The sequence below is a fragment of the Streptomyces sp. NPDC028289 genome (genome assembly GCF_055565975.1).
In genome coordinates this window covers 427,726-439,563 of sequence record NZ_JBVHTI010000004.1, presented here as the reverse complement: position 1 = coordinate 439,563, position 11,838 = coordinate 427,726, and the positions used below count along the sequence as shown (strand labels likewise).

Genomic DNA, 11,838 nt, shown 5'->3' with positions numbered 1-11,838 from the left:
GTCAGGCCGGGATCAGCCGGGACAGGTTGCCGCCCATGATCTTCGCCTGGTCGGTCCGGCTCAGTCCCTGGATGGCGTCGACGTACGAGGTCGGCTGCGCCAGGCCCTCGGGGTGCGGGTAGTCCGAGCCGAAGAGCACCCGGTCCACGCCGATGAGGTCGACGAGATCGCTCAGGTTCTCCTCGTAGAACGGGCTGACGTGGATGCTGTCCTTGACCGCCTGCACCGGGTCGCCGAGGAACTGCTCCGGCATCTTCTTGTACACGTCGGCGAGCTGGTCGAGCAGCGGGGCCACCCAGGAAGAGCCGTTCTCGATCAGTGCGATCTTCAGTTCCGGGAAGCGGAACAGGGCTCCGTGGCACACCCAGGAGGCCACCGCGTCCTGGATCGGCCGCCACTCGTTCACCTGGCGGAAGGCGTTCGACTTGAACGGCAGCATCTCGGCGCTGTTGCCCTCCCAGTCGTTGGCGTAGCGGGAGTACCCGCTGTCGGACGAGTGCATCGCCACCAGCACACCCGTCTCCACGACCCGCTTCCAGAACGGGTCGAACTCCTCCATCGCGAAGGACCGCGAGCCGCCGTACCCGGGCACCGGGGCCGGCCGGACGAGAATCGCCCTCGCGCCGCGCTCCACGGCCCAGTCGAGCTCCGCGATCGCCTTCTCGACGATCGGCAGGGTGATCACCGGGGTGGTGAGGATCCGGTCCTTGTAGTTGAACGACCAGGTTTCGTACAGCCACTCGTTGAGCGAGTGGATGACGGCGTGGATGAGCTCCGGGTGGTGCCGCATCCGCTCCTCGATGAGGCTCGCGAGCGTCGGGAACATCAGCGTCCGCTGCACGCCGAGTTCGTCGAGCAGCTCCAGTCGCGGACCCGGCTCCCGGAAGGCCGGGACGGAGCGCATCGGCTCCCCGAAGATCTCCCGGCGGGACTTGCCGTCCGGGTTGCCGACGCGGAAGTACTCCTCCATGGCGCCGGGCCGGGCGACCACCTCGAAGGTGGGGTTCGGGATGTAGTCGCTGATCTGGCCGAGGATCGCGATCTTGGTACGGCCGCGGACCTGTACGTACTCGATCGCACCCGCGTACTGCTTCGGGAGGAACTTGGTCAGCGCCTCCTCGGTCTCGTACAGGTGGTTGTCCGCGTCGAAGAGCGGATACGGCAGCGCACGCGAAGACATGAGACCCTCCTTTGCGATTTGAGAGAATCCTATTCTCTTCAGCTGCGTACGGCAATGTCCTGACGGAGCCGGAACTTCTGCACCTTGCCGCTCGCCGTCCGTGGGAAGTCCGCCACCTCGTGCAGCTCCTCGGGCCACTTCTGCCTGGCCAGGCCGGCCCGCTCGAAGTGGGCGCGCACCTCCGCCAGTCGGGGCATCGGGTGTCCGGGCAGCATGCGCAGGAACCCGGCCGCGTGCTCGCCGAGGCGGGCGTCGGGGGCGGCGACCACCGCGGCCTCCGCGACACCCGGCATCGTGAGGAGCACCTCCTCGACCTCCGGCGCGCTGATGTTCTCGCCGCCCCGGATGATCATGTCGGCCTTGCGGCCGGTGATCGTGAGGTAGCCGTCCTCGTCCACCTCGCCGAGGTCGCCGGTGCGGTACCAGCCCTGCTCGTCGAACGCCCGCGCCGTCAGGGCCGGGTCGGTGTAGCCGAGGCACAGGTCCGGACCCCGGCTGAGGATCTCGCCGTCCTCGGCCAGCCGGATCTCGACGCCCGGGAGCGCGGTGCCGTCCGTGAACAGCCGCTTGGGTTCCGGGGCGTCGTACCGGGACGAGGTGATCGAGGGATGCTCGGTGCTGCCGTACGCCCGGAAGACCCGGATCCCCAGACCGGCCAGCCGCGTGGTGACAGCCGCCGGCACGGACGAGCCGCCGAGCCCCGCGTAGCGCAGGTACCGCAGATGGCCCTCGGAGAAGTCGGGGTGGTCGAGGAGGCTGGTGACGTAGTACGGCGCCCCGCCCCCGATGTGGAGCCCGTGGCCGCTCATCAGCCGCAGGGCCCCGGCCGGGTCCCAGACGTCGGTGAGGTGCACGGGGGTGCCGTCCAGGACGGGGATCAGGAACGCGTTGACCATGCCGATGAAGTGGCCCACGGGGGCCGCGGTGAGCTGCCTGCCGCGGTCGGGCGGGTAGCTGGCGGCGAGCTGCCGGGTCTCGTGGCCGAGGGTCTGGTGACTGTGCACGACGCCCTTCGGGTCGCGGGTCGTGCCGGAGGTGAAGGCGACCAGGGCGGTGCCGGTGGGGTCCGCCGGGAGCGTCCCGGCGAGCGGGGTGCCGCCGAGCAGGTCGTCGAAGGGCTCGGCGTGGGCCCGGCGCCGGCCCGCCTCGCCCACCACGCCCACCACCGGCACGTCGGCGCACAGGTCCGGCAGGAACTCCAGGTGGCCGAACCGCTCGGCGGTGACGAAGACGCGCGGCCGGACGGCGTCGAGGATGTAGCCGACCTCCTTGCGCCCGTAGAAGTGGACGACCGGGACGACCGTCGCCCCCAGGAACGCCGAGGCCCAGAACACCGCGGCGGCCTCCATCCAGTTGGGCAGCTGGAAGACCACCGTGTCGCCGGGCCCCACCCCCCGCTCCCGCAGCCCGGCCGCGAGCCGGCGCGCGGCCGTCTCGACCTCCCGGAAGGTGCCCGCCCAGGGCCGGACGGCCGAGTGGACCCGGAACTCGGTGTCCGGCGCCGCCGCCAGACCCCGGGTCAGCAGGTCACCGACCGTCTCCCGGGTCCACCAGCCCTCGGCTTCATAGCGCTCCACCAACTCGACGGGGATCTTTCGCATCTGCGGCTACCTCCACTGCGGCGGGCGGCTCTTCGAGGCATCGGACTGTGCTGATCAGCGGCGTATACGCTATTCTCGCAAAACGAGAATGCCAATATCCCCAGAAGGGAATCGCGTGATCGACCTGGAGCTGGACGACGGCCTGGCCGTCCTCACGATCGACCGCCCGCACGCCCGCAACGCCATCTCGCGCGCCACGATGGACGAGTTGGAGAAGGCGCTCGACGCGGCGGCGGGCGCGCGGGCCCTGGTGATCAGGGGAGCCGGGGACCGGGCGTTCGTCTCCGGGGGAGACCTCAAGGAACTCGCAGCGATCCGCACCGAGGACGAGGCGGCGGCCATGGCCTGGCGGATGCGGGGCCTGTGCGACCGGATCGCCGGCTTTCCCGCCCCCGTCGTCGCCGCGCTCAACGGCCATGCCCTGGGCGGCGGGGCCGAGGTGGCCGTCGCCGCGGACATCCGTGTCGCGGCCGACGACATCAGGATCGGCTTCAACCAGGTGACCCTCGCGATCATGCCCGCCTGGGGTGGCGCCGAACGCCTCGCCGCCCTGGTCGGCCGCGGCAGAGCACTGCTGCTCGCGGGCACGGGGACCGTGCTCGGCGCCGCCGAGGCGGAGCGGGCCGGCCTGGTCGACCGGGTGGTGCCGCGCGCCTCCTTCGAGACGGAATGGCGTACGCTGGCGCGTTCCCTCGCCGCCCGCCCCGCGGCGGAGATCAAAAGAGTGGTGGGCGGCGGCACTTCGGCGGACGAGGCGGTGCACGCCTTCGCCCGGCTCTGGGCCGCGGACGCGCACTGGGAGGCCGCGGACCGGGCGCTGCGCCGCGGGAAGTGACCTGCGAAGTGACCTGCCCGGTCCCGGGGTCCGTCCCGCCACGGCGCCATCATCGACTCGGCGACGGACGCGCGCGACGGTCCGGACGCGCCGGATGCGTCACATGCGCGGAAGGGGGCGGGGCGCGCGCACCGGATCGCCGGTCGCCGAGGACGCGCACACCGGACCGCGGGGGAGGCGCGCACCGCGCGTCCCCCGCGTGACTTCCCCAGGGACTCAGGTGTTCCGGCCCCCGTTGACCCCGATCACCTGTCCGGTGATGTACCCGGCCTCCTCCGACACCAGGAACGAGCACGCGGCCGCGATGTCCTCCGGGCGCCCCGGCCGCCGTACCGGGGTGAGCTCCGCGTGGTGGTCCACCGACCCGCCGAGCAGACCGCGTTCCTCGGAGTCGCGCAGCATCGGCGTGTCGATGAAACCGGGCGGAATGGTGTTCACCGTGATCCCGTCCGGACCGAGCTCCAGAGCCAGGGACTTGGTGAGCCCGACGAGCCCGGACTTCGAGGCGACGTAGTGCGTCATGTACGGCTGTCCCGAGTGCGTGCTCGACGAGGAGATGTTGACGATCCGGCCCCAGCCCGCCTCCCGCATGTCGGGCACGACCGCCTGGCAGAGATAGAACGGCCCGTTGAGGTTCACGGCCATGATCCGGTTCCAGGTCTCGTCGGTGATCTTCAGGAACCGGCCGACCTCGCTGATCCCGGCGTTGTTGACCAGCACCAGCACGGGCCCGCCCAGCGTCTCGCGCACCCGCCGCACGGCCGCGTCCACCTGCCTCCGGTCGGACACGTCGACGCCCCCGAAGGAGACCGCCTCGTGCCCCTTGCGCCGGGACTCCTCGGCGACCTCCTCGGCCGTCTCCCCGTTCAGATCGAGGACGGCGGTGGCGAAGCCGTCCTCGGCCAGCCGCTGTGCGATCGCGCGCCCGATGCCCGAACCGCCGCCCGTGACGAGGGCCGTACGCCGCTCGCTCATGCGACCGCCTCCTCGCCGAGCAGCGAGGTGCGGTGCATCAGCCGGGAGGACGCCGGGCCGTACGGCAGGGCGCGGTGCAGCATCCCGGTGTTGTCCCAGATCACCAGATCGCCCTGGCGCCAGCGGTGGCGCAGGGTGAACTCCGGCCGGGTCGCCCGGTCCAGGAGCCGGTCGAGCAGCTCGCGGCCCTCGGCCGTCGGCCGGCCGGTCACCTCGCCCGCCGTCGCGCCGATGAGCAGTGACCTGCGTCCGCTGCCGCGGGTCCACACCAGGGGGTGCTCGCGGGCCGGGTTGCGGTCCCAGGCAGCCCGCTCCCGCGGCGACGGGTGCGGTGTCACGAGCAGTTGCGAGGCGGCGAGGCTGTGCACGACGCGCAGGCCGTCCAGCTCCTCGCGCTCGGCCCGGGGCAGCGCCTCGTACGCGGCGAAGGTGTTGGCGAACTCCGTGTCGCCGTCGCCGTCGTCCGACACCTGGCGTGCCGTCAGGAGGGTCGCCTTGTTGGGGACCTGCTCCGTCGTGCCGTCGATGTGCCAGAAGAAGGTGGACTCGCGGTAGGCGGCCAGCGGGCTCTTCGACGGGTCGCGGGTGATCCGCTGGATCTCGCCGTGGGTCGGGTGACCGCCCATCGGCAGCGGTACGACCTTGCCGAGCAGCCTGCTGAACGCGACCAGATCGGCGTCGTCGACGTCGGCCTCGCGGTAGATCACCACTCCGCGCCGCTCCAGCGCGGCCAGGCATTCCTCCGCGACACCGCGATCGACCAGCCGGCTCCCGGAGAGCCCGGTGATCTCCACGCCGGTGGCGGGAGTGAGTTCGGTGACGGTGACGGGCATTCGGGTGCAGCCCTTCTCTCGGTTCCTGCAAGATCATTCTTGATGGCTGAGAATCTCGTTCCGCCAGTGGGCGGCTCGGCCGGGACACCTGCCGCGCCGTCTCCCCGGGCGGTGCCGGCTACGTCACCGCCCCCGCCGCCTTCAGCGCCAGGATCCGCTCCCAGTCCAGCCCCAGCTCCAGCAGGACCTCCTCGGTCTGTGCCGCGAACTCCGGCGCGGGACCCGGCCGCGGGGCCGTGACGTCGAACTGCACCGGGTTCGCGACCAGTTCGAGCTCGCCGGCCCGCACGACGTACTCGTTCGCCCGGACCTGCGCGTCGTGCCCGACCTGCAGGGAGTCCTGCACGGGCGCCCACGGCCCGGCCAGCGTCGCGAAGCGCTCGGACCACTCGGCGAGGGTGCCCGTGGCGATCACCTCGCGCAGGATCTTGACGGCCTCCTCCGTGTTCGCGGCGAGCTGCTCGCCGGTCGCGAAACGCGGATCGTCCGCCAGTTCCGGGCGGCCGATGTGCCGGCACACGTCCGCCCAGAACCTGCCGGGCTGCATCATCACGAACGCGAGATAGCGGTCGTCGGCCGTGCGGTACAGCCCGGAGAGCGGGTTGGTGGGGGAGCCGTGCGCCCCGGTGGGCGGCGCGACCATCGGCCGGTCGAGATGGAGGGACAGGGCGATCCCGTGCCCCAGGGCCCACACACCGCTGCCCAGCAGGGAGACGTCCACGACCGACGGTTCGCCCGTGCGTTCGCGCTTCAACAGGGCCGCGGCGATGCCCCCGGCGAGGTTCGTGCCCGAGATCGTGTCCCCGTAGGCCGGTCCGGGCGGCGGGACCATGCCGGGCGTGCCGGGCGGTGTGAGGCTGGCCGCCGTACCGGCCCTGGCCCAGAACGCCGTCATGTCGTACCCGCCCCGGTCCGCCTCGCCGCCCCGCGGGCCGAGCGCGCTGCCGCGGGCGTAGACGATCCTCGGGTTCACCGCGCGGATGTCGTCCACGTCGATGCCGAACCTCCGCCGCGCCGAGGGCAGGAAGCTGGTCAGGAACACGTCCGCGCGCCGGGCCAGTTCGTACAGCACCTCCCTGCCCTCGGGCCGCGCCATGTCCAGGCCGATGCTGCGCTTGCCCCGGTTGGCGTGCTCCACGTTGGGGTTGGGGTCGCCCTCCACCTTGAAGGTGCCGGTCTGCCGCAGCCCGCGCTGCGGATCGCCGTTGACGGCGTGCTCGACCTTGACGACGTCCGCGCCCCAGTCGGCGAGCACCGCGCCGGCGGACGGGACGAACCCGTACATCGCCACTTCCAGGACCCGTATTCCGGCCAGCGGGCCGTCGCCGCTCATCCGACCACTTCCCCGAAGGTCTTGCGCTCCATGAACTCCTCCAGACCGTCGACGCCCTTTTCCCTGCCGATGCCCGACTGCTTGCAGCCCCCGAAGGGGGTGTCGGCGAAGAAGTAGTTGCCGCCGTTGACGCTGAACGTGCCGGTGCGGATCCGCCGCGCCACCGCGAGGGCCCGCTCCCGGTCGGCGCCGTGCACCGCCCCGGACAGGCCGTAGACCGAGTCGTTGGCGATGCGCACGGCATCCTCGTCGCCGTCGTACGGGATGACCGCGAGGACCGGTCCGAAGACCTCCTCCTGGGCGATCTCGCTGCCCGGGCCGACCCCGGCGAGCAGCGTCGGCGTGTAGAAGAACCCGGGGTCCACGCGCTCGCCCCCGGTCACCAGCGTGGCGCCCGCCGCCACCGCCCGCCGGACCATGCCGTCGACCTTGTCCCGCTGCCGCTCGCTGATCAGCGGGCCCATGTACGTCCTGGGATGGGCGGGATCGCCGTACCGCACCCGTTCCAGGCTCGCCGCGACCAGTTCGACGATGGCGTCGTGGTGCCGGCGCGGCACCAGCATCCGTGAGGTGATCGCGCAGCTCTGGCCCGCGTGCAGGCAGACCAGGTACGCCGCGTACCGCGCCGCGGCGGCGAAGTCGGCGTCGTCCAGGACGACCAGGGCGGACTTGCCGCCGAGTTCGAGGAACACCTTCTTCACCGTGCCGCTCGCGGCGGCCATGATGCGGCGGCCGGTGGCGGTGGACCCCGTGAAGCTGACCATGTCGACGTCCGGATGCGTGGTGAGCAGTTCGCCGGCCGAAGCGTCCGAGGAGGTCAGTACGTTGACCACGCCCGCGGGTATGTCGGTGTGCTCCGCGACGAGTTCGCCCAGGGCCAGGGTGATCAGCGGGGTGTCCGGGGCGCCCTTGAGGACGACCGTGCAGCCCGCGGCGAGCGCCGGGGCCAGCTTCGCCAGGGCGAGCTGGACCGGGTAGTTGTACGGCACGATCGCGGCCAGGACGCCGCCGGCCTCCTTCTCCACCCAGCGGTGGTGGCGCCGGCCCAGGTACTCGACCTCGCCGAGGTCCTCGGTCAGCGGATGGGTGCGCAGCAGGTCGGCGTAGTAGCGGACCAGCTCCACCGGTTCGTCGAGCTGCTGGCCGTGCGTGAGCATGCGGGGGGCGCCGACCTCGGCGATCGTCAACTCCCGCAGTTCTGCGAGGTGTTCGGTGAGCGCGCGGTGCAGCTGGTCGAGACAGCGGACGCGCAGGTCCCGGTCCGTCGGCCAGTCGGTCGTGTCGAAGGCGCGCCGGGCGGCGGTCACGGCGGCCTCGGCCTGCGCGGCGGTGGCGTCCGGAGCGTGCCCGAGCACCTCACCGGTGGCGGGGTCGACCGTGGCGAACGTCCGTTCGGCGTCGACGAGCCGGCCGTCGACGAGCAGCCGGCGTGCGGCGCCGACGCCGGTCCGGGCGCTGTTCGGGAGTGGCATCCCGTTCCCTTCCAGGCGTTGGAAATCAAGTTCTCGATTTTGAGAACCATACCTGTCCAGGCATCGCGCGTCACGACGTCGGAAACGCGGTCTTGGTGCTGTCGCGCAGTGACACAAAGTCGCCAGAAGGGGGTTACGGCCCCAGCTCTCTGAAAGTATGGTTCTCGCATCCGGAAGGGAGATTCTTGTGATCGGAGTCGTGGGCGCCGGTCGGATGGGCCTGCCGATGGTGCGGCGGCTCGCCGAGGCGGGCCACCGGGTACGGGTGACCGGCAGGACACCAGAGACCCGCCGCGCCCTCACCCGGGAACCCGCCCAGGTCGTCCCCGACGTCGCCCGGGTCGGCGAGGGGGCGGACGCCGTCCTGGTGTGCGTCCACACCGACGGGCAGGTGCGCGAAGTCTGCCTCGACAGCGGGCTGCTGACCACGATGCCGAGCGGCAGCACCCTCGTGCTCCACACCACCGGAAGTCCCCGCACCGTCGAGGCGGTGGCGGACCGGGCCGCGGCGGGCGGGATCGGCGTCGTCGACGCACCGGTCAGTGGCGGCCCGCCCGATGTGGCGGCCGGCCGGATCACTCTCTACCTCGGAGGCGACGACGACACCGTCGCCCGCGTCCGGCCCGTACTGCGCAGCTACGGAGACCCCGTGCTGCACGTCGGCCCGCTGGGCTCCGGCCAACGGGTCAAGCTCGTCAACAACACCGTCTTCGCGAGCCAGATCGGACTGCTCGCCCACGCCGCCCGCCTCGCCCGGCAACTGGGCCTCGACGAGCGGCTCCTGCTGGACGCCCTCACCCACGGCAGCGCATCGAGCCGCGCGCTCGCCGGTGTCGTACGCCACGGCTCGGTCACCGGATTCGCCCGCTCCACAAGGGAGTTCCTCGGCAAGGACATGGACGTCGTGCGTGCGGTCGCCCGCGAGCTCGGCGCCGACCTCGGCGCCCTCGCCCCCGCCCTCGACGCCCTGTCCGACGTGACCGTAGCGGAGAACGGCGGCTGAGGAGGCGACCCGCGCACCGGAGCCGAGGTGGCGACGCGACCGCGACCACCGGCCACCCCGCGGTCCGGGAACGAAGTACCACCACGGAAGAAGGGACACCGCCCATGGGACGAGTCGAGGGCAAGGTCGCGTTCATCACCGGCGCGGCGCGCGGCCAGGGGCGCAGCCACGCCCTGCGGCTGGCCGAGGAGGGCGCCGACATCGTCGCGGTGGACATCTGCCGCGACTACGAGACGGTCCGCTACCCGATGGCCACCCCCGAGGACCTCAAGGAGACCGTCCGCCTGGTCGAGGAACAGGGCCGGCGCATCGTCGCCCGCCAGGCCGACGTACGCGACACCGCCCAGCTGCGCGCCGCCCTGGACGCGGGCCTCGAACAGTTCGGCCAACTGGACATCGTGGTCGCGCAGGCCGGCATCGCCCCGCTGCGCGGCGAACCGAAGATGCAGGCCTGGTGCGACGCCGTGGACGTCGACCTGATCGGCACCATCAACACCATCCAGGTCTGTCTGCCGCACCTGCGGGAGGGCGCCTCGGTCATCGCCACCGGCTCCACCGCCGCCCTCATGGACCACGGCATCGTCCAGAACCCGGGCTCCAACCCGGGCGGCGCGGGGTACGCCTTCGCCAAGCGGGCCCTGTCGGAGTACGTCCACGAACTCGCCCGCAACCTGGCCCCGTTGAAGCAGCGCGCCAACGTCCTGCACCCGACCAACGTCGACACCCGCATGCTGCAGAACGAGTCGATGTACGAGTCGTTCCGGCCCGACCTCGACCATCCCACCCGCGCGGACGCCGAGCCGTCCTTCGCCGTGCAGCAGGCCATGCCGATCCCGTTCGTGGAGCCGCGCGACATCAGCAACGCCCTGCTGTTCCTCGCCTCCGACGAGGCCCGCTACATCACGGGAACCCAGCTGCGCGTGGACGCGGGCGGCTACATCAAGTGGTACGACTGGCGCCGCTGAAACCAGGAAACCCCCAGGTCAACAGGGAGAACTAGCGTGAAGGTCCGGGTCGATCCGGAGCGCTGCCAGGGCCATACGCTCTGCGCGATGATCGCTCCGAAGGCATTCCAGCTCGACGACATCGACGGCCACTCCTCGGCCGTGAGCGAAGACGTTCCCGCGGACCAGGAGGAGCAGGTCCGGGAAGCCGCGCACTCCTGCCCGGAACGGGCCATCCAGCTCTTCTGAGCCGGCCGACTTCCCCGAACGTAAGGACAGAGCCATGAGCGAGACCGGCACCGACGACGAACGCAAGAAGAACCGGGTGCACTTCGACCGGCACACACCCCAGTACCGCCACCGGTTCGAGGAGATCACCCACGAACTGCACGGCAAGTGCCCCATCGCCTGGACCGACGCCCACGGCGGCCACTGGGTCGCCAGCGGCAACCGCGAGGTCTTCGAACTGGCCCGGTCCGCCGATTTCCTCTCCAACGACCACGACGTCAGGGGCGAACGCCGCGGCTACAAGGGCATCACCATCCCCTCGCCCCCGCGCGCCCGCGAAGCACAGGGCGGGTTCCTGGAGATGGACCCGCCCGACCAGCGCCACTACCGCCAGACCCTCAACCCCTACCTCTCCCCGGCGGCCGTCGCCCGCTGGATCCCCTTCGTCGACGAGGTGGTCCGCGCCTGCCTCGACGAACGGATCGAGGAGGGCCGGATCGACTTCGTCGACGACCTCGCCAACATCGTCCCGGCCGTCCTCACCCTGGCGATGATGGGCATCCCGCTGGCGGACTGGACCGTCTACAACGAACCCGCCCACGCCTCCGTCTACACCCCGCCGAACTCACCCGACATGCCACGGGTCGCCGAGCTGAGCCGCGCCATGGGCCGCGGCCTGTACACGGCACTCCTGGAGATCCGCGACAAACCGAGGCCCGGCCTGATCGACGCCCTGGTCCGCGCGGACATCGACGGCAGGACCCCGCCCGACGAGGAACTGGTGGGCGTCCTCGCCCTGCTGATCGGCGGCGGCTTCGACACCACCACGGCGCTCACCGCGCACGCGCTGGAGTGGCTGTCCGACCATCCCGGTGAACGGGACCGGCTCAGCCGGGAGCGGGAAACCCTGCTGGACTCGGCGACCGAGGAGTTCCTGCGCTTCTTCACCCCCGCCCCGGGTGACGGCCGTACGATCTCCGCCGACTGCGAGATCGCCGGCCAGCGGTTCGAGGAAGGTGAACGCCTGTGGCTGTCCTGGGCGATGGCCAATCGCGACCCCACCGTCTTCGCCGACCCCGACCGGGTCCACCTGGACCGCAAGGGCAACAGGCACAGCAGCTTCGGCCTCGGCATCCACCGCTGCATCGGCTCGAACGTCGCCCGTACGGTGTTCAAGCGGATGGCGACGGCCGTGCTCGACCGGATGCCGGACTACCGCTGCGACCCGGACGGCACCGTCCACTACGAGACCATCGGCGTCATCCAGGGCATGCGTCACCTCCCGGCGGTCTTCACCCCGGGCAGGCGCCTCGGCCCCTCCCTGGACGAGACGCTGGCGACGCTCCAGCAGGTCTGCGACGAACAGCGCCTCGCCGAACCGGTGACCGTACGCCCGGGCCGGGCCCGTACCGCGGACTGAAGGGAAGTCGCACA

General features: G+C 71.5%; 11 protein-coding genes. 5 read left to right on the top strand and 6 right to left on the bottom strand.

The genetic code is table 11. The features are described 5' to 3' along the window. Position 1 precedes the first annotated feature (1 nt). Positions 2–1,180, bottom strand: a complete 1,179-nt coding sequence (locus ACZ4UV_RS21920) for an amidohydrolase family protein (RefSeq protein WP_467839955.1) — start codon at positions 1,178–1,180, stop codon at positions 2–4. A gap of 38 nt (positions 1,181–1,218) precedes the next feature. Beyond that, complete coding sequence (locus tag ACZ4UV_RS21915) at positions 1,219–2,781, bottom strand: AMP-binding protein (protein ID WP_467839952.1); 1,563 nt, start codon at positions 2,779–2,781, stop codon at positions 1,219–1,221. 115 nt (positions 2,782–2,896) lie between these two features. Here ACZ4UV_RS21915 and ACZ4UV_RS21910 point away from each other — a divergent pair, with 115 nt between their 5' ends. Beyond that, on the top strand, positions 2,897–3,616 hold the full coding sequence (locus tag ACZ4UV_RS21910) for an enoyl-CoA hydratase/isomerase family protein (protein ID WP_451020973.1): 720 nt from the start codon (positions 2,897–2,899) through the stop codon (positions 3,614–3,616). 216 nt (positions 3,617–3,832) lie between these two features. Here the strand turns inward: ACZ4UV_RS21910 and ACZ4UV_RS21905 are convergent, their stop codons facing one another. The 4 genes from ACZ4UV_RS21905 to ACZ4UV_RS21890 all read right to left on the bottom strand — a co-directional run bounded on the left by ACZ4UV_RS21905 (position 3,833) and on the right by ACZ4UV_RS21890 (position 8,229). After that, positions 3,833–4,591, bottom strand: a complete 759-nt coding sequence (locus ACZ4UV_RS21905; RefSeq protein WP_451020972.1) for an SDR family NAD(P)-dependent oxidoreductase — start codon at positions 4,589–4,591, stop codon at positions 3,833–3,835. Beyond that, positions 4,588–5,424, bottom strand: a complete 837-nt coding sequence (locus ACZ4UV_RS21900) for a TauD/TfdA dioxygenase family protein (protein ID WP_467839948.1) — start codon at positions 5,422–5,424, stop codon at positions 4,588–4,590. The genes ACZ4UV_RS21905 and ACZ4UV_RS21900 overlap by 4 nt, the downstream gene beginning before the upstream one ends. 118 nt (positions 5,425–5,542) lie before the next feature. Next, entirely contained in the window at positions 5,543–6,757 is a 1,215-nt protein-coding gene (locus tag ACZ4UV_RS21895; protein ID WP_451020970.1) for a CaiB/BaiF CoA transferase family protein, read from the bottom strand. Beyond that, positions 6,754–8,229, bottom strand: a complete 1,476-nt coding sequence (locus ACZ4UV_RS21890) for an aldehyde dehydrogenase family protein (RefSeq protein ID WP_451020969.1) — start codon at positions 8,227–8,229, stop codon at positions 6,754–6,756. The genes ACZ4UV_RS21895 and ACZ4UV_RS21890 overlap by 4 nt, the downstream gene beginning before the upstream one ends. 187 nt (positions 8,230–8,416) lie before the next feature. Here ACZ4UV_RS21890 and ACZ4UV_RS21885 point away from each other — a divergent pair, with 187 nt between their 5' ends. The 4 genes from ACZ4UV_RS21885 to ACZ4UV_RS21870 all read left to right on the top strand — a co-directional run bounded on the left by ACZ4UV_RS21885 (position 8,417) and on the right by ACZ4UV_RS21870 (position 11,824). Further along, positions 8,417–9,232, top strand: a complete 816-nt coding sequence (locus ACZ4UV_RS21885) for an NAD(P)-dependent oxidoreductase (protein ID WP_467839946.1) — start codon at positions 8,417–8,419, stop codon at positions 9,230–9,232. A gap of 104 nt (positions 9,233–9,336) precedes the next feature. Beyond that, entirely contained in the window at positions 9,337–10,197 is an 861-nt protein-coding gene (locus tag ACZ4UV_RS21880; RefSeq protein ID WP_451020967.1) for a mycofactocin-coupled SDR family oxidoreductase, read from the top strand. A 36-nt stretch (positions 10,198–10,233) separates the two neighbouring features. Next, positions 10,234–10,425 carry a ferredoxin gene (locus ACZ4UV_RS21875; protein WP_388908112.1) on the top strand — a complete coding sequence of 64 codons (192 nt, stop codon included), beginning with the start codon at positions 10,234–10,236 and terminating at the stop codon, positions 10,423–10,425. 34 nt (positions 10,426–10,459) lie between these two features. Beyond that, positions 10,460–11,824 (top strand): cytochrome P450, encoded by a 1,365-nt coding sequence (locus ACZ4UV_RS21870; protein ID WP_467839941.1) that lies wholly within the window; start codon positions 10,460–10,462, stop codon positions 11,822–11,824. Positions 11,825–11,838: the final 14 nt, after the last annotated feature.